The organism is Dawidia cretensis (assembly GCF_018598175.1).
Taxonomy (GTDB): domain Bacteria; phylum Bacteroidota; class Bacteroidia; order Cytophagales; family Cyclobacteriaceae; genus Ohtaekwangia; species Ohtaekwangia cretensis.
In genome coordinates, this window is the sequence record NZ_JAHESE010000001.1 from 98,209 (window position 1) to 122,945 (window position 24,737).

A 24,737-nucleotide genomic window follows, 5' to 3' on the forward strand; every position below is an offset into this window, starting at 1 on the left:
CGTACGGGTTCGTTATGCAGGCACTATGTTAGCGTACGAACTTCAGAAATGCTATTGTTAGGCGGTAATCTTTATGGCGGGGGAGGCGCCGGAACTCACTCTTGCTTGAGCGAGTCTGTGGGATTTGCCATGGCTGATTTAATCGTCTGGACGCTCACTGTAAGCAGCGCCAACAGCAATACAAAGGCGACGGCAAACAAAAATATTCCTGCATGGAGCGTGATGCGCACGGCGTAGTCGGCCAACCATTGCTGCATGAGGAGATAGGCGACGGGCACGGCGATGAGCGCGGCCACGATCACGGTTTTCATAAAGTCACGCGAAAGCAAGCTGACCACCGTACTGACCGAGGCGCCCAGGACCTTGCGAATACCGATCTCTTTTTTGCGCTGCAGGATGGTGTACGATGAAAGTCCGAACAGGCCGAGGCACGCAATGAAAACGATCAACCCGGAGAATGCGGTCATGACCTGGAGAAGGTTTGTATCGGCGCGGTATTGGTTGTCGTAGCGTTCGTTCAGGAAGAAATAATCGAATACGGTGTTAGGATATACTTTACGCCATACGTCTTCCACCGATGCGACTGTCTTTTTCATGTCGGAAGTTGTGAGCTGTACGGCGAAATAGTCGGCTGCCTCGCCATAGTTGAACAGCATGGGCAGGTGCTGTTCCTTGGGAGACCGGAAATAGAAATTTTTAAGCACGCCTATGATCGTTGAGCCTTCGGCATTGTGGCGTGTGCGGAAGGTAACTTTAGTACCGACCGCCTGTTCCGGACTAGCGAATCCAAGTGCTTTGGCGGCTTCTTCGTTGACGATTATCTGATCGTGATTGGGAACGCCGTTTTCAAAGTTGCGTCCTGCCAGCAAGGTCATATTAAGAGACGGTATAAAATCGGCATCGATAGCGATGTAGGAGTATAAGTACCCGCCACCGTTCTCGGACGACTGCCCCAGGCGAAGCATGTGTGTGGTGCTGAGTTCCTGGATGTTCACGCCCGGGAGCGATGCCGCCCGGTAGACCGATTGTATATCGGGGTTCTTCATAAGCTCTGTCTTGAGCGTCTGACTGGCGCGGCGGGCAATGGAGTCGGGTAACGACACCTGTTTGCCCGTGAGCACGAGGGTTTGGTTGATGTTCATCCCCAGGTCGTAGTGCTGCAGGAATCGTACTTGCAGGTAGACGGTGCACATGCTGATGATCAATACAACGGTGGCGCTAAACTGGAAGATCACGAGGCCCTTGCGCAGTAGCTGTCCGTGTGTAGAAGATTGGAACTTTCCTTTCAACACCGTGGTTGGGCTAAACGATGCGAGCACAAAGGCCGGGTAGACACCCGACAGTAATGACCCGGCAGTCAGCAAACCGATGAATAATAACCAGAAAGAACGATCGTGCAGCATGATGAGCGGCGCCGGTTGCCCGGAGATATTCTGAAACAAGGGGAATGCGACCTGTAGCAACGTCAGTGCTATAGCACCGGCCAGTACGTTTACGAGGATAGATTCCCATAAGAATTGAAACACGAGCTGCACTTTGAGCGACCCCATCACTTTGCGTACGCCTACTTCGCGCGCGCGTTCCATGGCGCGGGCCGTTGACAGGTTTAAATAGTTCACCCAGGCAATGACGATGAGGAACACGGCGATGAAGCTGAGGTAATATACTGCTTTGATATTCCCCGGAGGCTCGGGCTCGTATGCTTTGTTGGAATAGAGATGGATGTCTTTAATCGGTTCGGCTACGAAGTATTCCTGCTCTAACTTGCCTTTGAGCTCGGTCTCTGTCAGGGCATGGAGTTTCTTATTCAGCTGCTGAAGGTCTGTACCCGGGGTGGTCAGTATATACGTATATTCGTTGTTATTATTCCATTTGTCATCGGGGTACCAAGGCTTTAGTGTCTTTAACGACAGCCGGGAGAGTAAGAATGTAAACTTTATGTGCGTATTGGGCGGCGGGTCGGCCATGACGGCTTTGACGCGGTAGGGGTTATTGTCGACTTCGATCAGCTCGTCGATGACATCCGTACGACCGAAGTATTTTTTCGCCACGGATTCGGTCACTATAACTTCAAAGGGGGCGGTAAGGGCGGTGGCGGCGTCGCCGTGCAACAACGGATAGCTAAACACGGTTAGTACGGAGGGGTCGGCCCAATATAGTTTTGTCTCCAGAAAGTTTTGGGATCCCACCCGTATGTTGATAGACCCGTCCATGCCGTATAGTCTGACGAAGTCTATTACCTCGGGCATTTTTTCTTTCAGCATCGGACCCAGGGGTGCATACGATTCACAATCTGTCATGTCGTATTGCTCACCATTATAAAAATCCACGGTCACGCGGAAGATGTTGTCGGCGTTTTTGTGAAAGTCTTCATAGCTCCGTTCGAAGCGGATGTATTGTACGATGAAAAGAAATGCTGCCATGCCCAGGGCCAGGCCGGTGATATTGATAATCGTGAAGATCCGGTTCTTGAGAAGGGTGCGGTATGCTATGCGGAGATAGTTGAATAACATGGCGGTGGGGTGATGCGTTCTGAGTTATTGCTAAAATAGTGCCATGCGCAAAATAACGTTGTTTTGTACCAATAGAAGTGTTGCCTGGTCGCGGATGGGCGTTTTTGTCCGCCGGCGGACATTACACAGTATACTGCATCTTATTATCTTTCGCTAAACTTATGACGATGTTGTTATCTTTTATCTGGATTACCTTGAGCTTCTGTCCGGAAGTACTTCTGGAGCCAGCAAAGGGAATTGTATATTTCTCCACCGATAACGGGCAGACCTGGGAGAATACCAGCGCCGGGCTTCCCGACAATATTTTTTTATCGGATATAGCCGTCGCCCCGGGGCTCCTGGGCTTAACGACAAAACAGCACGGCATCTTTCTCTTCAATTTTGCAAAAAGCGAATGGTCTACTCTGGCAACTATTCCAACAACCGATGAAATTGACGCGCTTTGCTTTCATCAGAGCAAAATCTTGGTGGGCACCAAAAACAACGGGCTGTTCATCTCATCAGACGGGGGCAAAACCTGGGCGTCTTTTAATCGCGGTTTAAAAAACCTGACGATCCGTAAACTTACCTATCTCGAACAAAAGGTTTACGCCGGAACCAACGGCGGGTTATACGTCCTTCAGGAATCCACCAATCAGTGGATTCCTGAGCATGAGGAAAACGGATTACAGGTAAATGGCATGCGGGCATTGGACGGTGACCTTTATGCCGGCACCAATCGGGGCTTATTTAAAAAAAGCAAAGGCGGACAGGATTGGAAACAGATCATGCCGGGCCGTTCCCTGCACAATCTCGGCGTGGATCGCAAAAACATTTATGCGCTTACGTATAGTGAGCTTTTTATTTCCGATGACAAAGGTGCTTCGTGGAAAAGTGATCAAGCTGGCATGCCTCCGAAATATACATTTCAGGTGATTGAAAAAGACAATACGTTGCTGGCAGGTCAATGGGATGGTGTTTATATAAAACACGGCTTATTGGGCTGGGCACTTTCCAATCAAGGCCTTCCCAAGGATTTTCCGGTTCTAGAGCTGGTTGTCAGCGGGAACACCATTGTTGCTGGAAGCTCTCAGTGGTCGCGGTGAAGCTTTACCTTTACAACATTATGGGCGCATGAATGAATCAAAAGAAGTGTTAACAGCAGAGGAAATCAGGAAGCAAGCCTACCTGACCGCGCTACGACTAAAAAGTTCCGGCCTGGATGCCGAAACTATTTATGCCCGTCTTGAGAAACAAGGTGTACCGGCGAACCTGGCCAGACAGGTAGCCATGGATGTCATGCTCGAACAGAAACGAGAAGTGCACGAGCAGGCAGAAACGAGCTACAACATGGCGTTGATCAGAGCAGCCTTCGCCGTTATTCTAGGCTTGGTCTCGTTCCTTTTTTTCCGGGGGGTGTTCCTGGTGGCTATGATCATCCTTACTGTGGCAATCGTGTCGGCAGTACGTGCAAAGGAGCAGATGAAGAAATAGCATGCATGCAGCGTTGCCCTGAAAGACTCTACTCGTAAAAGCATCTATCTGACCAGTGCCAATTTCATGTCTGAAAGTGTTGTGCCGCTGCAAATAAAACAACGAAAATTGTTTTTTGTAGATTAATTGTGGAGAGAAAACCACGTATCCACGACGTGGATTTGAAGGCACGGAATCGAATTTAAATTTTATCTTTGCTGCCGTTTGGAACGATAGCACTATGGCTTCAGGTTTTTTTTCTATTCTGGATGATTTAGCGGCGTTGATGGACGACGTTGCTGTTGCAAGCAAGGTGGCCACGCGCAAAACGGCCGGGATATTGGGCGACGACCTGGCCGTCAATGCCGAGAAGGCAACGGGGTTTCTGGCTTCACGTGAGCTGCCCGTGCTGTGGGCGATTACAAAAGGCTCTTTTATCAATAAGGTTATTATTGTCCCCATTGCTTTATTGTTAAATGCTTTTTTTCCGACCGCTATTATCGTCAGCCTGGTGTTAGGAGGGCTCTACCTGGCGTATGAAGGAGTAGAGAAGATTATTGAATATCTTTTTCACCGTTCAAAGGCGGGTCATGAAGTAATAGAAGAGCATGATGAAAACAACAGCTCTTTGGAAAAAGTAAAAATTAAATCTGCTATCACGACCGATTTTATCCTCTCCGTTGAGATTGTCATTATTGCGTTGGGATCTGTCCTGGATAAGAGCTTAAGCATGCAAATCATTATAGTTTGCATTGTTGCAATTTTAGCAACAGTAGGCGTCTATGGCCTCGTGGCACTTATTGTTCGGATGGATGATATCGGTTACAAGCTCATTAAACATTCTTCCGACAAAGGTATTGTATCACAACTCGGCCATCTAATGGTTAAGTCGCTCCCGATCATCATTAAGTTTATAGGTTTCATTGGCACCATCGCCTTGATTTTAGTTTCCGGTGGGATTTTTGCCCATAACATTGATTATCTCCATCATCTTTTTCCGGAGATGCCGACGACCATTAAAGAGTTTATATTGGGACTCGCTGCGGGGCTCGTCGTAGTCGCCGTTGTGAGCGGTGGGAAGAAGATATTCGCGTTGCTGAAACGGGATTAACGGACCCGATCAATAACCTAGCCGTTATTACCAAACAGGTATCAAATCCTCTTCAGTAGCCCTGGCTGTATATTTAGCGAAGCTTTTCTCCTGGTGTTCCACCAGATTAAAATCGCAGGCATCCGCTGCCAGTAATTCATCAATCAAAGAAAGCCTGTCTTTAATGCCACAAAACGTAGCGGGAAGTTCGGCCAATCTTTTTTCAAGAAGCTTACTATTATATTTTTGGGGAATTCTAAAAATCGAATCTCCTACAATCTCGGGAACGGTGTAGGAAACTTCGAACTTTAAGAGCTTATCAACTATTACCCAACGTTTGTTGATACGCGTGATCTGAATGCCATACTTTTTTTCTGGGTCAAATTCAGGCTTATGTTTTTTTATTCTAACTTCTGTCGCCAACCATTTTTCCAATGTTGTCCGGGCGTGTTCAAATGACAACCCACTTCCAAACGAAACAATTTTATTGTCCCGCTTTACTATAAACGTGTACCCTCGACCAACGGTCATTTTGGAAAAGTCGCCTGTGTCCAGAAATGCTTTTGTATGGCATACAAAGCTGAAAAAATCTTCACCATCAACAATACTACGCCGATCTACAGCGAACTCGTTGCCAAACTTCTTTATAGCATAGTTTGTTGCTTTCTGAAAATAGTCTATCATACTCAGCGCTTAACTCCAAAGGTAAATTTCTCCTGACAATTCAGAAAGCGTTTTTGAAGGACAAAACAGAAAGGCGACTGTATAATCCTCCTTCCAGCGTACATCGGACCAGCCGGACCAATGTTCCGGTCAAGCGTTCCTTTTGAAGATCCGGTGAATCACGGCGTCTATGACAGGCAAGCCAACGAAGACCATCCATGGCACTAATACGACAGTCAGTAGGAATGTTCGCTGGTATAACGGCAGCGCTGACAGCGCCGGACCGAACATTGAGAGGAACAAGGTTATGGATGGGAAGATGACGACCCAGATCTTCAGGGTCATCATCCATTTCATTTTTGTCTTCATCCGGCGTTATCCTAGTAGGGCTTGATTACCTGGCCGGTATTTGCTCCAAAGACACTCTTGCGAAAACCATACTCCAGTTGTTTCATGGTGACGGGGATATCCTGGAAGAAGGGGAAGTATTGTGATGAGTCCTCGATTACCGTTGGGCTTACGGCGTTGATGCGAACGCCATTTTTCAGTTCAATGGCAGCGGCGCGTACGAAGGCTTCTACTGCGCCGTTAGCGGCGGAAGCGTTGGCGAAGTTCATGACGGGCTCATGTGTTAATGCTCCTGTGATGAGTGTGAATGATCCTTTTGGATTGATATGATGTTGGCCGATCAACACCAAATTGATTTGGCCCATCAGTTTGCCTTCCAGTCCCTTGCGGAATTCTTTATCGCTCATGTTTTTCCAGGGACCAACATACGTGGGGCCTGCTGTACAAATCAGCGCGTCGAACGAGCCGGTATTTTTGAATAAGGTTCCGATAGATTCTGTCGAGGTGATGTCTACCTGAAAGTCTCCCCCTTTTGTACCAACCCGGATGACTTCGTGCTCTTTTTCAAAGGCACCGGCCAGGTATTTGCCCATCGTCCCTGTAGCGCCTACGATAACGATTTTCTTTTTTGCTTTCATGCTGTTGAATATTGATTCGTATGCAAAACTACTTCTCCACATGCGTAGCCGTGTAGGACAAAAATTAAATTGAATGGGACAAATGCCCAAATCTCCAGTCATTACCTGGGTTAAATATTATACCGCACAATAATTAGACCGTGCCGTTCAATAACTGATACCGTTCGTTGCATGAGTGGTTTGTTACCTTCCCTCCGTTGCCGATGCCCCCGATCGGCCATACTTTAAACTCAACTAATATGAAGAGAACTTTAACCAACAGATTCGCATTGATAACAGCCGTTGTGCTGTTGTGCGTCACCGCTCATGCTCAGACCCCTCCCGCCACCTGGCAGGAGCATTGGTTTGAACACAACCAGGTTTTGAACCGTGTCTATTATGACAACGACCTGGCTGTGTATTACGATAACAACGTAAGCTCCAGTGTTACGTGGCCCTTCCAGTATATGGGTGACGTATGGCGCTACACTAAAAGCGTTTATGGAAACTACGGTACTGAAAACCGCCTGTACGCCATCTTTCACACCGGCCGCTACAGCGGTGGACATCCTTCCACGTACTTCGACGCCGGGCACGACAATCGAAACGTGACAGACTGCGGTCCTGGCCCCTGGACAAGCGGCGCCGGCAACGATCTGGATTTAACTACACATGAAGTGGCCCACATCGTGGAAGGCGCTTCTAAAGGCATTCATGGTTCGCCGCACCGTCCGCTATGGGGTGATAGCAAGTGGGCTGAGATCTTTAACTATGATGTTTATGTGGGACTGGGACGTACAGGCGATGTAACCCGCTGGTACAACCTGATGATCAATAATAGCGACAACTTTCCGAGGAATAACACTTTCTGGTTCCGCGATTGGTTCTATCCCATCTATGCCAACCATGGTGGTACCGCGCTATTGAACAATTACTTTGTGCTGCTGGCACAGCACTTCCCTAAGAATGGTAACAATTATGCGCGCGACATGAACTGGGGCGAGTTCGTGCATTTCTGGAGTGGTGCCGCCAATGCGAACCTGAAAGCACAGGCTACGCTTGCTTTTGGATGGCCTGCCGAGTGGGAAGCTCAATTCATTCAAGCTCAATATCAATTCCCGTTCCCTTACTCGAATACAGTCAACAACGGCAATGATATTACCAACCTGGGTGGAAGCGTGAGCGCCCAGTATAGCGATTCACCGGCGGCGGAAAGCGTTGGCAACCTCATTGACAACAGCCATACGACCAAGTACCTGACGTTCCACAACGCAGCGTGGGTACAATATCAAGCCACGACCAACTATGTCGTGGACCGTTACAGTATCACCTCGGCCAACGATGCCGTTGAGCGCGATCCACTCAGCTGGACGCTGCAAGGCAGCACAAACGGCACGACGTGGACAAATCTGGATACACGCAGTGGTGAAGACTTTCCTTATCGTTATCAGAAGCGTGTGTTTACATTCACGAACAGTACCGCGTACCGCTACTATCGTCTGACTTTCACCAACAACAGCGGCTCTCTCCTTCAGCTGGCAGAGTTGGAATTCTTTGAAAAAGGAACGGCTACCGCTGCAACGGCCAAGCCTGCTGTTACCAGCGCCATATACCCCAACCCGTCGACTGACAAGGTTGTGATAAACTTTGATGGCAAGCAGGCCACGCTTACCATTACCGATGAGCAAGGTCACAAGGTGGTCCCCACCAAGGCCGTAGGCTCGGGTGAAGCCATCAACCTGTCGCATTTGAAGGAAGGTGTGTACTTGATTCACCTGGAAGTAGACGGTGTAACAAAAACTGAACGGCTACTTAAAAAGTAATACAATGAGAAAGGCATGGAGCTTGTAATGAGCTTCATGCTTTTACTTATGAGCTCCACGATGTTCATGAAGATGTGTTTAGCGCATATTTCAAAACTGGGTTTTCATGCCTACATTTCAGTGGGTTTACTCGCAGTATTTATGCTATCCTACAAATTTCGACACAATGTATTTCAGATTATTTCTTTTGGTGTGATCTGGGGCATTGCGGGTGTCGTATATAGCTTTCTTGAAAAAGGACTTCTCGGGAATCTAACATATTACCCAAGTACGGGAAATCCCTATCAGTTCGAAGCCACTATTTTCGCCACGCTGTTATCGGCGACCCTGCTCGGGCTGGCGTTTGGCACTATCGAGGCCCTGTATCTGCATGGATTGTTTAGCAGCATGAGTCTGGCCAGGAAGATCGCGTTCAAAACGCTGCTTTACCTGGCTATTATCGTTTTGATCCTGCTCATCATCACGACCATCTATAATGCCACGGTTCTTGACACTCATATTCTCGATGCACGGGTGTTACACCATGTCAAGCTCTTCGTTTCCCATTATGCGTTCTGGAGTGTCGAGGCTTACATCGCGGCGATCATCGTTATATCCTTATTTTATCTGGAAGTAAGTGAAAATCTTGGTCAGGCAGTGCTCCTTAATTTTTTAACAGGCAGATATCATACGCCACGGGAGGAAGAAAGGATATTTATGTTTGTAGACATGAAGTCATCGACAACGATCGCTGAGAAAATAGGACACCTGAAATATTTCGACATGCTGAAGGCCTATTTTTCCGACTTGTCGGACCCCATCCTGCGCCATGAAGGCGAGATTTATCAGTATGTCGGCGATGAAGTTGTCATTTCGTGGCGCATGAGGAAGGGATTGAAAGATGCCCACTGTGTTCAGTGCTTTTATGCTATGCAGTCGGCGCTTGAACATCAAAAAGAAGAGTACCTGAAAAAGTTCGGAGTGGTCCCGACATTTAAAGCGGGTCTTCACTTCGGCAAAGTAACCACGGGAGAAATAGGCGTTGTCAAGAAGGATATCATTTTTACCGGCGACGTTCTGAACGCCACGGCGCGTATACAATCGCTTTGCAATAGCTATAATGTTGACATCTTGATTTCCGGGACGCTCGTGAACCGCCTCGATCTTTCAGGAAGGTTTAAGGCCCAGTCGTTGGGAGAAAGCGCGCTGCGGGGCCGTGATGAAAAAATAGCGTTGTTTACGATCAGCCACAAGCAACGGGTTGCCTATTCCTTTCGTTGAAAACTGGAAAGGCGTCCATTGTCAAAATGGATTTCCAACAGGTATTTTCCCTTTTCTTCGGGTAGTGACAAGTCGTAGACCATGACGGATTGCGTTGTGTCGTTGTCTCCCAACATTTCGAGTACATCTATTTTGGACATTCCTACTTTCAGATCTTCCTGAATGTCCTCCTCGATCGTCTCATAATATTGAATAGCCTCCTCTTCCGGCGACAGCTCGGGAGTCATCAAAATCATAACATATATCAACAGCGTGACAACACCAATGAGCAGTATGGGCGACAAGATGATCGCCGATATGCGGGAAAGCTTGTTAATCCTTTCGTTCGATGCATCTTTCAGCACTTTCCGAAAGATCATTCGGGATGTATAAAAGGCGAGAAATCCGAAAAGGACTAACAAAAACAAGATCACGGCAATCGTTGGGGCATCCATTCCAATGCCCATTAAAAACAAAAGCATATTATTCTGGTTAAATTCACGGTGCGCAGCCTCGAATACAGACTTCGCAGAAATGGCGGCAAGTTACTACACTTGTCTAAAAGACGAAAAAATTACCTTTTAAGTCGAAACTTATCTGGGAGTTACAACGGTTCATCTGAGCCGCATTAAAAGTAAATTGGCAAAGAAGTGATTTGTTAACAAATGTTATCGCGGGGGCGCCTGGTACGGCTGTAGTTTTGTGTTGTAATCAGAATATTATTTACAACTAAAGCTACTACCACTATGAAAGCAGCCGTAATTTTTCAAAAAGGCGGAAGCCCCCAATACACCGAAGATTTTCCGGAGCCTACTATTACCAATCGCAACGAACAAGATACCCTCTTTGTAAAGGCCGTGGCCATTAAGAACGTGGACAAGTCACGCGCGAGTGGAGAACATTATTCTACGAAAGACGCTAAAGAACAAGCCATTGTGCCTGGTAGCGACGGTGTAGGGTTACTGGCAGACGGAACACGAGTTTATGCGCTCGGCATAACGGGCATGCTGGCAGAAAAGGTAGTCATTGACAAAAGTAAAATGATAAAGCTGCCCGATGGTATCGATGATGCCACGGCAGCAGCTCTTCCGAATGCCGTTGCGGGGTCCGCTATGGCGCTGCGATTTAGCGCAAACATGAAGGTTGGCGAAACGGTGCTGATCAATGGCGCCACCGGCGTTACCGGCCAGATGGCAGTACAGATTGCCCGGATTTATGGCGCGGGAAAGATTATTGTGACCGGAAGAAATGAGCAAGCGTTACAATCCTTGAAAGAACTCGGGGCAGACCAATGTCTGCTAACGGTCAACGATGAAGCGTTCGTGAAAGGGCTAAAAGACATACATCAGCATACGCCTATTGACATTGTTGTGGATTATTTGTGGGGACACACTGCAGCGCTCATTCTCGAAACATTAAAAGGTACCGGTGCTTTTACGCATCGAACGCGCTTCGTTTCGATAGGATCTATGGCGGGTGATACGATTCAGCTGTCTTCTGAGATTTTGCGAAGCGTTAATTTGCAGCTGTCAGGCTCCGGGTTGGGCAGTTGGACGAAGGATGAGATGAAGCAACTGATCACAGAAATTATTCCGGAGATGTTTCAACTAGCCGCAGTGAAAAAACTAAAAATGGTTACAAGGCGCATGGATCTCAGCGACATTGAACGGATTTGGGACATGGACCTGCCAAGTGGAGAGAGATTAGTAGTCGTCATATAAAAAATTCAAGGCTCAACTTCGTTTTCAAAGAGCGCGAACTTTCTTCACAAGTTTTTCGCCTTTGTATTCATCGCTCAAACCTAATCGCCTAAGGCCGATCCTCACATATCCTTCCTGCATCTCTATTCCTATAGTCCTTCGGTTTAGCGTCTTACCAACAAAACTAGTGGTAAATGTCCCCGAAAATGGATCCAGAATCAAATCACCCTCATTGGAGCTAGCCTTTATTATCCGGTCAAGCAGGGCGGTCGGTTTTTGAGTAGGATGTTCCTCGTATTCATCCATGCGATACCTGACCCTCGGAAATTCCCAAACATTACCAGGAACTTTTTCAGACTTATAAATCTGAGGAGGATTCTTGCGATAGTCAATAAGTTTTCTCTTCGCTCCGGTTTTTGCCTCGACTAAAATATCTTTTGAATTGAATGTATAGTTCTTGTCATCTTTCACGCAAAACAAAATCGGCTCGTACATTGACCCAAAGTAGTTTTTCGCCTGAACGCCTGAACTATCATAATGCCACGCAATCCTTGACAATATTTTCATTTTGGATCGTAAAAAAATGTCAAAAAAAGGCATAAACTGAGTCGATGTCATTACATAGAAACTCCCGTTTGGCTTCAATTTTCTAATACAGATTTCCAACCATGTATAGCACCAACTGACATACTCGTCATCATTCTTCCACTTGTCTTTTAATCCATTGAAGTTTTTACCGATATTATAAGGAGGATCGGCAAAGATCAAGTCTACAGACTCATCATCCACTGCCGAGTCAAGGACTAACAACGCATCCCCTTTGATTATTTTATGACTATTACTCCCCAGTATTTCCATTACAGAAAGTTCGTGTAGTAATTATAAGTAATTTACAAACGGCGTTCAGACTGTAGTGGTTGGTTTCATAGGACTTACCGTCGGCTCCCGTAATTCCTCTTCCCGAAAAATATTCCCTATATGCTCCGAAATTGTTCTTTTGTCCTTTTACTGAAGCGTGCGGCCATTTGAGCCTGAGTAAGCCAAACAGTCTCTCCGTCGTCCAGGTGAACATCGATTTTAATGTCACCATCCTTCGGTAAATAATAACTTCGCTGCTATTCATAAGTGCAATGAATATTTAAATGCTACACAACCTCACTTAAAAATGTGAAAAAAGAGACCTATTCTAAAACAAAAAAGGCAACATTTCTGTTGCCTTTTCCTGTGTAGCGGGGACAGGACTCGAACCTGTGACCTTTGGGTTATGAGCCCAACGAGCTACCAACTGCTCCACCCCGCGATGTATCTTTATAATGACTTATCTCTTTGAAAAGTTCGCCGGCTGCGAAAATAGATCTGAATTTTTGTTCCTTTTTAGGGGTCTCTGTCAAATCGTTTGCAAAAGTAGACTTCTCACATATAAAAAACAAGTTACCTTTGTAAAATCATTTATGGCTGAATCATCAAATTTTAAGGCGGGCTTCGTCAGCATTGTTGGTAAACCCAACGTGGGAAAGTCGTCGCTCATGAATAAACTCATGGGAGAGAACCTTTCCATCATCACCGCAAAAGCACAAACGACACGTCATCGCATCATGGGAATTCTGAATGGTGCCGATTTTCAGGTAGTTTATTCTGACACGCCGGGGATTCTCGAACCAAAATACTCTTTGCACGAGGCAATGATGAGCTACGTCAAGGTTTCGTTGGAAGATGCAGACGCTATTTTGCTGGTTGTAGCGATAGACGATGTTTATGAACCGGAGCTTTTTGAGCGCTTCCTGCACATAAAGACACCTATTCTGCTCGTATTAAATAAGATCGACCTGGCGAAGGGTTCGCAAGTGGAGGATAAGGTTGCTTATTGGAAAAGCTCCCTGCCCAACTTGCGCGAGATCGTGACCGTATCGGCTCAAACTGGTAAACAGGTAGATACGTTGTTGCCGAAGCTGCTTTCGTTGATGCCTGAACACCCGGCGTACTTCCCCCAAGACGAATATACGGACCGCACCGAACGCTTCTTTGCGCAGGAGATCATCCGCGAGAAGATCTTCCTGAATTATGAGCAGGAGATACCGTATAGCACGGAGGTGAGCGTGACGTCTTTTAAAGAAGAGCCTGATATCATCCGCATTGCTGCCACCATTTATGTTGAGCGCGACTCACAGAAGGGCATCATTATTGGAAAAGCGGGGAGCTCGCTGAAGAAAGTAGGCATGCAGGCGCGAAAGGATATGGAATCATTTTTCGCGAAAAAGATATTCCTCGAAACACACGTGAAAGTGGCCGACAACTGGCGCAAGGAAAAGTTTAAGCTTCGGCAGTTCGGATACCTGGAATAATTAATGATCGAAATAGCACACACGGAAAAGACAACATGGCAAACATTGTAGCAATAGTAGGGAGGCCGAACGTCGGGAAGTCTACCTTTTTTAACAGGCTGGTAGAGAAACGCCAGGCCATTATGGATAACGAGCCGGGCGTGACCCGCGATCGGCATTATGGTTATGCCGAATGGATCGGTAAATTCTTTACGGTGATCGACACCGGCGGTTTTGTTACCGGTTCGGAAGATAAGTTTGAGTCGGAGATACGCAAGCAAGTAAAGCTGGCGATCGACGAAGCGTCTGTTGTCATCTTTATGGTAGACTGCCGCGATGGTCTGACGGGTTTTGATAAAGAGTTTGCCAATGTTTTGCGTGCCTCGAAGAAACCCATTTTTGTCGCCGCTAACAAAGCGGATACTCCCGACAAGTCGATCCTGGCTGCCGAGTTTTACGGACTGGGTTTGGACAGTGAGATCTTTCCGATCTCTGCCGAGAACGGCGGAGGCACGGGTGATCTGCTGGACGAGGTGGTAAAAGTATTTCCATCGGAAGGAACTGAAGATCCCGAGGCGGGCATTCCCAAGATCACGATCGTGGGACGCCCCAACGTTGGGAAGTCTTCATTCCTGAACGCACTGCTTGGTACCGAGCGTACGATTGTAACAGATGAAGCGGGTACCACCCGCGACGCGATCCATACCCGCTATAAACTTTTTGGTAAAGATTTTATCCTGGTCGACACAGCCGGGGTCCGGAAAAAAGGTAAGGTAAAGGACGACGTCGAGTTTTACTCTGTATTGCGTTCGTTACGTGCGCTGGAAGAGAGCGATGTTGTTATTATCGTAATCGATGCGGAGCGTGGTATGGAGTCGCAGGATGTAAACCTTATCAGCCTGGCGCAACGGCAGGGCAAAGGCATGGTGATCATGGTCAACAAATGGGACCTGATCGAGAAGGACTCCAAGACGTCGGACAAGTTCAAGAAGGATATCCTGGAGAAGCTGGCACCGATCGACTACATTCCGATCATTTTTGCCTCGGTATTGGAAAAACAGCGGATTTTCCAGGTAGTCGAGAAGGCGGTTGAAGTGTTTGAAAACAAGACGAAAAAGGTGCAAACCTCGAAGCTTAACGACATCATGTTACGTGAAATAGAGCATTATCCGCCGCCGTCGATCAAGGGTAAGCTGATCCAGATCAAGTACATAACACAAGTAAATGCGCGGTTTCCATCGTTTGCATTCTTTTGTAACCTGCCTCAGTATATCCAGGAGTCGTACCAGCGGTATCTTGAAAACAAGATCCGTGAGCACTTCACTTTTGAGGGGGTACCGGTCCGCCTGATCTTTCGTAAAAAATAAATTTTATTACCCGCTTGAAAGCGAACGAAAGAATCGTAGTATATTTGCGCTAAATTTTTTAAAACCTGTAAACTATGAAAAAATTTATCGCATTTGTAGCCGTTTGTGGCTTCGCACTGGCATTCGTTGCTTGTGGCAAGAAAGAAACTGCTGAGACTGCTGCTGACACAACTGTAGTTGAAACTCCTGCACCTGTTGTAGCTGATACAACTGCTGCTGACACAACTGCAACTGACACGACTGCAGCTCACTAATCCGACTGCAAAGATTGTTATTAAGAGGCTTTAGGTAACTAAAGCCTTTTTGCTTTTATATGCGCCCAGACAAGGTATTACCCATATTACAGCAACACCTACCCCCCTCTTCGGTGGAGTATTGTTTTGCCTTGTGGCAGGCTAGCCCCTTTGAGCTGAAGCTGACCAAAAGCCGGCAGACCAAGGTGGGTGATTTTACCAGTCGTAATACGCGCAGCCACCCCCGTATTACGTTGAACCACGACCTGAATCCCTATACCTTCCTGGTAACGTATGTACATGAGGTTGCGCACCTGCGTGTATATCTCAGGCATGGCGCCCGGGTGGATCCACACGGCGAGGAATGGAAGACGATGTTTACGGAATTGATGGTGCCCATGCTCTGGGAAACTGTGTTTCCGGAGGAAATCTTACATGTCCTAAGACGCCACATGATCAATCCAAAGGCCAGTTCGTTTGCCGACGCCGAACTAACCCTGGCCCTACGCAGGTTTGACAAGGATGCCCACCGTTTCGCTACCCTGTCGGAGATCCCCGAAGGCAGCATTTTTAAGCTTCAAGACCGTTATTTTCAAAAGGGTAAGCTGCGCCGTACGCGGGTAGTCTGCCGCGAATTAAAGTCGAAGCGTGACTACCTGGTGCCTGCCGATGCCCAGGTGAGCGACGTTCAGTTCAGTCTTCTTTGAATGAAATTGCTGACCAGGTCATAAAACACTGTGGGCAGCAGCGTACGCCAACGGTCTAGCTGCAGCGTGCCGCCCATGTTGATATACTGGTCGACGTGATATTTCTGAAATTCGGCGCGCACAAACTCGGGAAAGTTAACGGCCGCGATCCATCCATCGCCTACTTCTTCAAACCACTCTTCATAATACGAGTCGTCGGAGCCGTGGAAGTTCATGATGTTCTCGCCGATCAGGATAAACTTATTTATACCCTCGTGGAGGAGCACTTCAAGTATATTTCGCTTGAGCGTCATGATGTCGTTATGCAGGGTGTCGTTCCACTCGCCGATAAACTCGATAACGCAATAGCCGGCGTCGTAGTCGGCGTAGAGAATCTTGATGTATAATGTTTCCGAGCCGATGCTGTCCCAGGCGGGATCGATGTAGTAGCCGTAGATGGTTTCGGAGTACCGATCGAAGTTATACTCTTTACCGTAGAAGGGCGAGCGCTCGTCTTCTGCCGGATCGTAATACTTAAGCCAGTTGTAATAGGGTTCTATCTCGTGCATGTGTCATTGTTGGCTATCAATAGCCTTTCTGACAGAACCGTGTTCGCGCAGCAGTTGCTCAGCCTTTTCGGTCGGAATGCCCAGCTCGTCTACGATCATGCGGACGGCCCTTTCCACCAGCTTGTGGTTGGTCAGCTGCATGTCGATCATCTTGTTGCCCCGTACGTGGCCGAGACGGATCATGACCGAGGTCGTGATCATGTTCAGGGCCAGCTTTTGGGCTGTGCCGGACTTCATCCGTGTACTGCCCGTGAGGAATTCCGGCCCCACCACAATCTCTACTGGGAAGTCCGATTCCCGGGCTACGGCCGAGCCGGCATTGCACACGATACAGCCCGTTGCGATGTTGTGCTTCCGCGCCGCGGTCAGTCCCCCGATAACGTATGGCGTGCGGCCAGAGGCGGCAATGCCCACCAATACATCGCGGGAGCTGATGTTATATTCCTGCAGGTCTTTCCAGGCTTGTTCCGCGTCGTCTTCCGCGTTCTCTACTGCCCGGCGAATGGCTCTGTCACCACCGGCTATTATACCAATAACGTGCCCGTGCGGCACGCCGAAGGTGGGCGGAATCTCCGATGCATCGACTACGCCCAATCGGCCACTCGTGCCGGCGCCGATGTAGAACAGGCGGCCGCCTGGCTGCATGCGCTCGACGATGACGTTCACCAGGGCTTCTATCTGCGGGATGACCTTCTGTACGGCATGGGGTACCGTCTGGTCCTCGCGGTTGATGTTTTCGAGCAGCTCACGCACGCTCATCTGTTCGAGGTTGTCGTAGTCGGATGAGGATTCGGTGGTAGCGGCCACGTGTATGTTAGTTTGATTCGTTCTGGTGGTACAGGGTCAGGCCGGCAATGGGGCCTTCCAGGATATTCTTTACTGTGATGCCTTTGTCGTTGGCCACCTGGCGCAGCACGTCGCTGAAGTAGAAGGCGATGGAGCCGGTGAAGTGCACTTTGAGGTCCTGGTAGTTTTTGTACTGCATCACATTGTTCTCATAGAACTCGGAGAAGCTGCGGTATACCAGGTCGTAGCAATACGATTCTTTCAAGTGTTGGAAGAGGAACTTGGTGAAGCTTGCCAGGAAAGCGCTGGGGCGCTCTTGCTGGTATACTTTCTCGAGGAACTCTTCGCGGGTCAGCGGGAAGCGCTCATGGAACTGCGCGGCCAGTGTTTTTGGCAATTTGTTGCGCAGGTAGTCTACCAGGAACTGGCGGCCCAGGTGAGCACCCGATCCTTCGTCGGCCAGAATCCAGCCCAGGTTGGCGACGTTGTCGACAATGGCGGTACCATCGTAGAGGCAGGAGTTTGAACCGGTGCCCATGATACAGGCAATGCCGGCTTCATGTCCACACAGTGCACGGGCGGCGGCGAGCAAGTCCCAACCGATTTCGATCTGTGCTTCGGGGAAGAACTCGAGGAACGCGCTCTTGATGGTAAGCTGATTCTTTACCGACGATACACCGGCGCCATAGAAAAAGATCTTGCTGACGTCGCCCTGTTGTTGGTTGATCTTCGGCAACAGCACGTCCTGCACGTTCTTTTTCAGGTCTTCGATGGGTTGATAATACGGATTGAATCCCGGCGTGTTGGCCTGGCCAATCGATCCGTCGTTTTGAATAAATCTCCAATCGATTTTGGAGCCTCCGCTGTCGGCTATAAGAATCATGTCGCGTGGTACTGGTTTGGCAAAGTAAATCAGTTGAAATCCGGAAATGCCGTTTTTCAACCTGGCAAAACTAAAAGAGTAAACAACAACAAAAAAGAACACAACGAAATGTGTTCGTGTGTCTGATGAAATTTACAATCTTTTATTGCTCTGTCTGTCCGGTTATGGCAATAAACGTCCGGTTACGGTAAATTTTTCGAAAACGGAATCTGTGTGTGGCGCATCCTTGAGCTCGTCGGTGAGGTCTTGTCCCGCCCAATGTTCGTAGTGCTTGCCGTCCCGCCACAGGCGTGAGCGCCCCACGTCGTAAATGAGACCCTTGTACGCCACCCATACCTGCGGCTTGTCCTGCCCGTTGCGCAAGGCCAACTGTGCGCGTGTGTATGTGGGAAGTGTTTCGTGTGTACTCACTTGCCGGCGGTCAGTTGGCTGTAGTCTTTGAGAATCGTGGTCAGAAATGCCTCGAAGGTCATGTCGGTCTGTATGCCCAACCGGGTCTTGATCTTTTCGGTGACGATCATGGCGGGCTGCAGGTTGTCGTGACGGCGATATACTTCCAGCGCTTGCTGTATCAACTCGGCATCGCGGTCGGAGAGCATGATCACGCCGGGGAACTGCGGCACGTAGTCCTCTGTGGCCAGGGTAAAGATCTCGGCGGCGGTCACGTCTTTCTGCTTGACCAGCTTCACCACCGTGGTGCCTGCGGCAATATCGCCCAGGCGTTGGCCGCGGCCGTTCCAGGCGATGGTGATGACAGCAATCATGCCTTGCGCGGCCTGCACTTCGATCAGGCGCAGCAGCCACCGCAGCAGGTAGTTGCCAATGGTGGCGGGCGTGCCGTCGGTGCGAACGACCTTGATCTTCATTTGCCGTTTACCGGGGCTCTGGCCATCCATAAAGATCTCAAACAGGAGGTGATAGAGTATGGAGGGAATAACCAACACCGAGATGCCCAGGGCAGCCGAGTCGATCTCGACGAGGCTCATGCCATAGGCCACCAGCACGATGTAGGCGACGACGATGACGGTGTCGATCAAGCCGGCTGCCATGCGGTCGCCCAGGGAAGCAACGGGGTATTGAATAAAAACATTTTGCGTTGTCCGTACACTTACAGTTTGCATCAGGAAGGAAATTCGATAACTTTTCCGTTGTAAAGATAATGCAAATAGGAAATCTGACGATGCGCAAAGATCTCGCTCTTGTAACGATCCTGCTGGCGGTGCTGACGGCCGGATGCCGGCCGGGCCCTGTCGACTACACCACCCTGCCCGAAGAGAAGGTACGCCGGGCGGCCGACTCCCTGGCGCAGGTCTTTATTTTGACGGATGGCCACGTGGATTTACCGTACCGACTCAATGTGCGGCACTTCCGACTGGAGCGTGAGTTCCTGGGCGTTCCCATTCAATCCAATACCGGCGACTTTGATTATGAGCGGGCCCGCAAGGGTGGCCTGGACGCGCCCTTTATGTCAATCTATATTCCAGCCTCGTACCAGCAGCTGCCTGACCACGGCAAGGCGTACGCCGACTCGGTGATCAGCATGGTGACGGGCATTACCGACTCGCTGTCGGACAAGTTTGCCTTTGCCGGTGCGCCTGCCGAGGTGGAAGCCAACACCCGCGCGGGCAAAATCTCGTTGCCGATGGGCATGGAGAACGGTGGCCCTATCGGCAACGACCTGAAGAACCTGGAGCATTTTTATAAACGCGGCATTCGTTATATCACCCTCTCGCATAGTAAAGACAACCAGATCTGTGACTCGTCGGGGGACACCACCCACACGTGGAATGGCCTGAGTCCTTTTGGCCGCGACGTGGTGAAGGAGATGAACCGCCTGGGCATTATGGTTGACATTTCACACGTAGACGACAGCACATTCTACCAGGTGCTGGCCCTGACGAAGGTGCCGTGCATTGCCTCGCACTCGGCGTGCCGTTTCTTTGCACCGACCGTACGACGCGACATGACCGACGATATGATCGGGAAAATGGGTGAGCACGGCGGCGTGATCCACATCAACTTTTACAATGCCTTTCTCGATTCTGCCGTGGTGAAGCGTAACCAGGAGAACCGTGAGAAGCTGGCGGCCTTGCTGGAGGCGAGGAATCTGAAGTATACCGACTCGCTGGCGAAGCCGATCATCGAGCAGTTCCGCCAGGACAACCCTTCGCTGAATACCGATGTGGAGATGGTGGCCAACCACATCGACCACGTTGTAAAGCTGGCGGGCATTGACCACGTAGGGCTGGGCTCGGACTTCGACGGTGTGGACGGCGATCTGCCTACCGGCCTGGAGGATGTTTCCAAGTATCCGAACCTGTTGTATGTTTTGTTGAAACGGGGTTACTCGCCGGAGGACATCGAGAAGATCTGCAGCAAAAATACGTTCCGTGTGTGGAACGCGGCGCTGGCGGCCGCGCGGCCATAAGTGGTAAAAATATTTCGCCCCTGCGCAACGGCAAATGCGTGTATGCCGTTTAGAAATTGTGCATTTTTGGCATCCGCATGAGCGGAGCATACACCTGTGAGAGAGGCTGCATTTGTAAAACGAAACCAGGCGCGGTGGCAGGAGTTTGAGAGAACACTGTCCGCACAGGCGGCATCTACGCCCGACAAGCTGGCCGAAGTCTTCATTCAGATCACCGACGATCTTTCCTTTGCCCGCACGCAGTACCCGGACAGCCGTGTGACAACGTACCTCAACAACCTGGCTTCCAAGATCCACCTGGAGATTTACAAGAATAAAAAAGAAGACCGGAGCCGCTTCCGTACTTTCTGGACACACGAGATCCCTTCGGCGGTATACGCCAGCCGAAAGCAAATGCTGTATGCACTGCTGATCTTTCTGATCGCCGGTGTGGTGGGTGTCGTCTCGACGTTATACGACGACACTTTTACGCGCTTGATCCTGGGTGACTACTATGTGAATATGACGCTCGAGAACATTCACAACGGTAACCCCACTGCGGTATACGAAGGTGGCAATGAGAGTGACATGTTCTTTCGCATTACCTTCAACAACATTATGGTGGCCCTCCGGGCGTTTGCGGCGGGTGCGGTGTCTTCCATCCTAACCGGGCTGCTGTTGTTTTACAATGGCCTGATGGTCGGTACGTTCCTAACTTTCTTTTATACGGAGCAACAGCTGGCGCAGGGTGCGCCGGTGGTGATGCTGCACGGCACGATTGAACTAACGTCTATCGTCATTGCCGGCGGCGCGGGCCTTGTCGTGGGCAATAGTGTATTGTTCCCGGGTACATATTCGCGCATTGCATCATTTAAGCGCGGCGCCTTGCGTGGAGTGAAGATTGCGGTAGGGCTGGTACCGTTCTTTATCGTGGCCGGTTTTATCGAGTCGTTTATTACCCGCTATGCTTTTATGCATTGGGGCCTGAAGATTCTGATTATTGGCCTTTCCGCCTTTATCATGTTGTTCTATTTTGTTTATCATCCTTATCGTCTTGCCAAACATGGAAAACTTCACGTTGATTGAGTATCAGAAAGAGCGCGACTTCAGTCAGAAGATGAGTGTCGTGTTTGAGTTCGTTCGGCAGAACTTCAAGTCTTTGTCGCGGTGCTTGCTCTTTATCGCGGGACCGCCGGTGGCTATCGGGGCCGTCTTTTTCAATGACTTCTTTAACCGCATCCTGGGCTTTAGCAAGGCATCGCGTGGCAATGCTTACGGCTCCGGTGTTGAAAACATCGAGGACTACTTTACGTCGATTACGTTCCTGTTGCAAGTGGTCGGTATCCTGGTTTTTTTGTGGATCGGCGGCGTGATTACCATCGCTTGCGTTTATGGCTACATGCGGCTGTACCGGGAGAAGGGCAGCAACCAGATCGAAGTAAGTGAGGTATGGAGCTATGTGCGCCAAAACTTCGGCCGGTATTTTGGCACGGTGACGTCGTACTTCTTCCTGACCATGATCACGTTTATGATACTTTCCATCCCGCTGATGCTGGTGATGGGGGTGGCCGCGACCATTAGCCCTTTCCTGACGATTTTCTTTGTACTGGGTTTCTATGTAGGGGCCGGGTTGCTCGGCATGAACCTGTCAATGATCTTTATTATCCGGGCCGCAGAGCCCGTGAGCTTCTTCGATGGCCTGCAACGGCTTGTCTACCTGGTAAAGGGCAAGGTGTGGAGCACGTTTGGTGTGGGCGCGCTGAATACGCTGATCCAGTCGGTGATCTCGGGTGTCTTTCTGATTCCGTGGTATATCATTCTGGCGCTTTCTTTCCTGCACGAGGTTGACAGTGCCGAGTTCCAGGAGCCCTCGTCTGTGTGGAACGCCGTGGGGTCTGTGTTCTTCATCCTTTATTTTATTTGCAATATCATGCTTTACGCTCTCCCGTTGTTGGGATTGGCGTTTCAATATTATAACCTGGTAGAGCTTAAGGAAGCGCGGGGTTTGCTGAACAACCTGGAGACTTTTGGGGAAACAAGTGCACCCAAACAAACCGATGAACATTACTAGATCGTTTTTCTTTCTTTTCTTGCTGACACTCACGGTCGGTGCTTATGCACAAGACCAGGCGCCGCAGACTGCCATAGACACGTTGGTGGACGCGGTTGTTGCAGGTGAAGACGAGAAGAAAGTGCCGGAGGTCGTTCCACCGAACGACAGCACCACGATAGAAGCCCGTGCCATGGACCCGTCCAAGCTGCAGCAGATGCAGGAAGATCCCGAAATGGACTACGGGCAAGATAGCCCGGCCGTGGTGGGATTGTGGGACAGGTTGATGATGTGGTTGGTGGCGATTCTTCGCTGGTTGTTCTTTATGGGCGAGTCGACGGATTGGGGCAATGTAATCGTCAGCATCCTGGGCGTGGGTATTTTGACGTATGTCATTCTACGGCTTCTCAAAATTGACGCCCTTAACATGCTTCGTTCCAGGAGCCGGGCCACATTGCACCATACGGTGCTGGAAGAGAACATTCACGATATGGACTTTGAAAAGCTGATTACCGATGCGTTGGCCGAGCATGCGTATCGCCTGGCCATTCGGTTAACGTTTTTGTATAGTCTCAAGCTGCTCTCGGACCGGCAACACATTCACTGGGAGCCGGGCAAGACCAACCACGACTACCTGCGTGAGCTGTCGGTGTCCGAGCTGAAGGTTGGCTTTCGCGAGCTGAACTTTTATTTCGAGAACGCATGGTATGGTAACTTCGCCATTACGGGCGAGCACTACCAGCGCGTAAACAGTATCTTCAACACCTGGAAAACCAACGTGCGTTGAAAAAAGACTGGAAATATATCTTTTACCTCGGCGGTGCCGTTCTGGTCTACGTGGCCTTTAACCTGCTGGCCCCGCGGCAACTGGATTGGCGCGTGACGTATTACCATAAACATAAGATCCCGTTTGGCGGCCATGCGCTCAACACCCTGGTGCACGATCAGTTTGCCGATCGCGATATCCGGCAAAACAACGAGACGTTGTATGAGCTCTACGACAGCGTACAAAAACCGGTAAACCTGCTGATTGTTGCTTCGTCCTTCTCGCCCGGCGACGAGGAGGTAAAGGCGCTGTTGAAAAACGTGGCCCTGGGCGGCCATGCACTGATTTCCACGGGAGGAATGTATGGCAAGCTGCCGGATACTCTCGGGATTGAGATCACGAATTATTTTTACGAAGACGGCCATACGCAGTATATCACCGACGCGACGGACAGCACCCACCTGCGCTTTTCCAATGCAGGCTTACCCGATACCACGCATTATCTCTATCCGCGTAAAAACATGGGTGAACGGATTGCTGTCACAAACGATTCTCTGGACATGCGCGTGGCTGCTGTAAACGACCTGGGCATGATCGTGACGGTAACGATACCCTGGGGCAAGGGCAAAATCATTCTCAACAGCACGCCGATGATCTTTACCAACGCCTATATGTTGTCTGGTGAAAACAATCGTTTTGCCGCCACGACGCTTTCGTACTTACCGGACAACGATCTGCTGTGGACGGAGTTTTACGAGCTGGGGCGTATGGAAGCCCGGACTCCACTGCGTTATATCCTGATGACACCGACGCTGCGGTGGGCGTATTTTATTACGATTCTGGCGTTGTTGCTCTTCATTTTGTTTGAGGCCAAACGCCGGCAACGCACGATTCCGATCATTAAGCCGGTGGCCAATACCACACTGGAGTTTGTCCATACCATCGGCGACCTATATTATCAGCATGGCGACCACAAGGATATTGCTGAAAAGCTTATTATGTATTGGCTCGAGCAGGTAAGGACGCGTTACTGGCTTTCTACCACCAAGCTGGACAATGCCTTTACGGAAGCCCTCATTCGCAAGTCGGGCAAGCCGGCCGAGGATGTTCGCGCGTTGGTGAATGTTATTCGCCTGATCCAGTCGAAGCCCGACGTGGCGCTGGACCGCCTGATCGACCTGAATGACCGTATTGAAAAATTCACTCTCTCCTCGCTATAACACA

At 49.5% G+C, this 24,737-nt stretch carries 26 protein-coding genes and 1 tRNA gene; 15 read left to right on the forward strand and 12 right to left on the reverse strand.

Annotation, left to right across the window (positions count from 1 at the left end; all coding sequences use genetic code 11):
* Positions 1-95: 95 nt before the first annotated feature.
* Complete coding sequence (locus KK062_RS00380; RefSeq protein ID WP_254082246.1) at positions 96-2,513, reverse strand: ABC transporter permease; 2,418 nt, start codon at positions 2,511-2,513, stop codon at positions 96-98.
* Between the two features lie 161 nt (positions 2,514-2,674).
* Here KK062_RS00380 and KK062_RS00385 point away from each other — a divergent pair, with 161 nt between their 5' ends.
* From KK062_RS00385 to KK062_RS00395, 3 genes are all read left to right on the forward strand, one after another.
* Positions 2,675-3,598, forward strand: coding sequence for a WD40/YVTN/BNR-like repeat-containing protein (locus KK062_RS00385; protein WP_254082247.1), 924 nt, complete (start codon positions 2,675-2,677; stop codon positions 3,596-3,598).
* 28 nt (positions 3,599-3,626) lie between these two features.
* Positions 3,627-3,986, forward strand: a complete 360-nt coding sequence (locus KK062_RS00390) for a hypothetical protein (protein WP_254082248.1) — start codon at positions 3,627-3,629, stop codon at positions 3,984-3,986.
* A gap of 220 nt (positions 3,987-4,206) precedes the next feature.
* Positions 4,207-5,076, forward strand: coding sequence for a DUF808 family protein (locus tag KK062_RS00395; protein ID WP_254082249.1), 870 nt, complete (start codon positions 4,207-4,209; stop codon positions 5,074-5,076).
* A 27-nt stretch (positions 5,077-5,103) separates the two neighbouring features.
* Here the strand turns inward: KK062_RS00395 and KK062_RS00400 are convergent, their stop codons facing one another.
* The 3 genes from KK062_RS00400 to KK062_RS00410 all read right to left on the reverse strand — a co-directional run bounded on the left by KK062_RS00400 (position 5,104) and on the right by KK062_RS00410 (position 6,704).
* Positions 5,104-5,739: a hypothetical protein gene (locus KK062_RS00400; protein WP_254082250.1), complete on the reverse strand. Its 636-nt coding sequence runs from the start codon at positions 5,737-5,739 to the stop codon at positions 5,104-5,106.
* A gap of 129 nt (positions 5,740-5,868) precedes the next feature.
* The gene (locus KK062_RS00405) at positions 5,869-6,087 is read right to left on the reverse strand and encodes a putative antibiotic biosynthesis monooxygenase (protein ID WP_254082251.1); all 219 of its coding nucleotides are present in this window, start codon (positions 6,085-6,087) and stop codon (positions 5,869-5,871) included.
* An 11-nt stretch (positions 6,088-6,098) separates the two neighbouring features.
* Complete coding sequence (locus KK062_RS00410) at positions 6,099-6,704, reverse strand: short chain dehydrogenase (protein WP_254082252.1); 606 nt, start codon at positions 6,702-6,704, stop codon at positions 6,099-6,101.
* 239 nt (positions 6,705-6,943) lie between these two features.
* Between KK062_RS00410 and KK062_RS00415 the strand changes: the two genes are divergently transcribed.
* Both KK062_RS00415 and KK062_RS00420 read left to right on the forward strand, forming a co-directional pair.
* Positions 6,944-8,506 carry a T9SS type A sorting domain-containing protein gene (locus tag KK062_RS00415; protein ID WP_254082253.1) on the forward strand — a complete coding sequence of 521 codons (1,563 nt, stop codon included), beginning with the start codon at positions 6,944-6,946 and terminating at the stop codon, positions 8,504-8,506.
* Between the two features lie 15 nt (positions 8,507-8,521).
* The gene (locus KK062_RS00420; protein ID WP_254082254.1) at positions 8,522-9,766 is read left to right on the forward strand and encodes an adenylate/guanylate cyclase domain-containing protein; all 1,245 of its coding nucleotides are present in this window, start codon (positions 8,522-8,524) and stop codon (positions 9,764-9,766) included.
* Here KK062_RS00420 and KK062_RS00425 read toward each other — a convergent pair.
* On the reverse strand, positions 9,751-10,227 hold the full coding sequence (locus tag KK062_RS00425; protein ID WP_254082255.1) for a hypothetical protein: 477 nt from the start codon (positions 10,225-10,227) through the stop codon (positions 9,751-9,753). The two genes, KK062_RS00420 and KK062_RS00425, sit on opposite strands and share 16 nt — an antisense overlap.
* Positions 10,228-10,491: 264 nt before the next feature.
* Between KK062_RS00425 and KK062_RS00430 the strand changes: the two genes are divergently transcribed.
* On the forward strand, positions 10,492-11,466 hold the full coding sequence (locus KK062_RS00430; RefSeq protein ID WP_254082256.1) for a quinone oxidoreductase family protein: 975 nt from the start codon (positions 10,492-10,494) through the stop codon (positions 11,464-11,466).
* Positions 11,467-11,490: 24 nt separating this feature from the next.
* Here the strand turns inward: KK062_RS00430 and yhdJ are convergent, their stop codons facing one another.
* Both yhdJ and KK062_RS00440 read right to left on the reverse strand, forming a co-directional pair.
* Positions 11,491-12,303: an adenine-specific DNA-methyltransferase gene (gene yhdJ, locus KK062_RS00435; RefSeq protein ID WP_254082257.1), complete on the reverse strand. Its 813-nt coding sequence runs from the start codon at positions 12,301-12,303 to the stop codon at positions 11,491-11,493.
* Positions 12,304-12,672: 369 nt separating this feature from the next.
* Positions 12,673-12,745: transfer RNA gene (locus KK062_RS00440), tRNA-Met, on the reverse strand.
* A gap of 151 nt (positions 12,746-12,896) precedes the next feature.
* Here KK062_RS00440 and era point away from each other — a divergent pair.
* The 4 genes from era to KK062_RS00460 all read left to right on the forward strand — a co-directional run bounded on the left by era (position 12,897) and on the right by KK062_RS00460 (position 16,073).
* Positions 12,897-13,787: a GTPase Era gene (era, locus tag KK062_RS00445; RefSeq protein ID WP_254082258.1), complete on the forward strand. Its 891-nt coding sequence runs from the start codon at positions 12,897-12,899 to the stop codon at positions 13,785-13,787.
* 35 nt (positions 13,788-13,822) lie between these two features.
* A complete protein-coding gene (der, locus tag KK062_RS00450; RefSeq protein ID WP_254082259.1) occupies positions 13,823-15,133 on the forward strand; it encodes a ribosome biogenesis GTPase Der in 1,311 nt (436 codons plus the stop codon).
* A gap of 74 nt (positions 15,134-15,207) precedes the next feature.
* A complete protein-coding gene (locus tag KK062_RS00455; protein WP_254082260.1) occupies positions 15,208-15,387 on the forward strand; it encodes a hypothetical protein in 180 nt (59 codons plus the stop codon).
* A 59-nt stretch (positions 15,388-15,446) separates the two neighbouring features.
* Positions 15,447-16,073, forward strand: coding sequence for a SprT-like domain-containing protein (locus tag KK062_RS00460; protein WP_254082261.1), 627 nt, complete (start codon positions 15,447-15,449; stop codon positions 16,071-16,073).
* Here the strand turns inward: KK062_RS00460 and KK062_RS00465 are convergent.
* The 5 genes from KK062_RS00465 to KK062_RS00485 all read right to left on the reverse strand — a co-directional run bounded on the left by KK062_RS00465 (position 16,055) and on the right by KK062_RS00485 (position 19,411).
* Positions 16,055-16,621, reverse strand: coding sequence for a hypothetical protein (locus KK062_RS00465; RefSeq protein ID WP_254082262.1), 567 nt, complete (start codon positions 16,619-16,621; stop codon positions 16,055-16,057). The two genes, KK062_RS00460 and KK062_RS00465, sit on opposite strands and share 19 nt — an antisense overlap.
* 3 nt (positions 16,622-16,624) lie before the next feature.
* Positions 16,625-17,428: an N-acetylmuramic acid 6-phosphate etherase gene (gene murQ / locus KK062_RS00470; protein ID WP_254082263.1), complete on the reverse strand. Its 804-nt coding sequence runs from the start codon at positions 17,426-17,428 to the stop codon at positions 16,625-16,627.
* Between the two features lie 7 nt (positions 17,429-17,435).
* Positions 17,436-18,290 (reverse strand): N-acetylglucosamine kinase, encoded by an 855-nt coding sequence (locus KK062_RS00475; protein WP_254082264.1) that lies wholly within the window; start codon positions 18,288-18,290, stop codon positions 17,436-17,438.
* A gap of 162 nt (positions 18,291-18,452) precedes the next feature.
* On the reverse strand, positions 18,453-18,701 hold the full coding sequence (locus KK062_RS00480; RefSeq protein ID WP_254082265.1) for a cytochrome b5 domain-containing protein: 249 nt from the start codon (positions 18,699-18,701) through the stop codon (positions 18,453-18,455).
* A complete protein-coding gene (locus tag KK062_RS00485; RefSeq protein WP_254082266.1) occupies positions 18,698-19,411 on the reverse strand; it encodes an RDD family protein in 714 nt (237 codons plus the stop codon). The genes KK062_RS00480 and KK062_RS00485 overlap by 4 nt, the downstream gene beginning before the upstream one ends.
* 38 nt (positions 19,412-19,449) lie before the next feature.
* Between KK062_RS00485 and KK062_RS00490 the strand changes: the two genes are divergently transcribed.
* From KK062_RS00490 to KK062_RS00510, 5 genes are all read left to right on the forward strand, one after another.
* Positions 19,450-20,718 (forward strand): dipeptidase, encoded by a 1,269-nt coding sequence (locus KK062_RS00490; RefSeq protein WP_254082267.1) that lies wholly within the window; start codon positions 19,450-19,452, stop codon positions 20,716-20,718.
* Between the two features lie 96 nt (positions 20,719-20,814).
* Positions 20,815-21,783, forward strand: coding sequence for a stage II sporulation protein M (locus KK062_RS00495; RefSeq protein ID WP_254082268.1), 969 nt, complete (start codon positions 20,815-20,817; stop codon positions 21,781-21,783).
* Positions 21,761-22,768, forward strand: a complete 1,008-nt coding sequence (locus tag KK062_RS00500; RefSeq protein ID WP_254082269.1) for a hypothetical protein — start codon at positions 21,761-21,763, stop codon at positions 22,766-22,768. The genes KK062_RS00495 and KK062_RS00500 overlap by 23 nt, the downstream gene beginning before the upstream one ends.
* Positions 22,755-23,534 carry a DUF4129 domain-containing protein gene (locus tag KK062_RS00505; RefSeq protein WP_254082270.1) on the forward strand — a complete coding sequence of 260 codons (780 nt, stop codon included), beginning with the start codon at positions 22,755-22,757 and terminating at the stop codon, positions 23,532-23,534. Before KK062_RS00500 ends, KK062_RS00505 begins: the two co-directional genes overlap by 14 nt.
* On the forward strand, positions 23,531-24,733 hold the full coding sequence (locus KK062_RS00510) for a DUF4350 domain-containing protein (protein ID WP_254082271.1): 1,203 nt from the start codon (positions 23,531-23,533) through the stop codon (positions 24,731-24,733). The genes KK062_RS00505 and KK062_RS00510 overlap by 4 nt, the downstream gene beginning before the upstream one ends.
* Positions 24,734-24,737 lie beyond the last annotated feature (4 nt).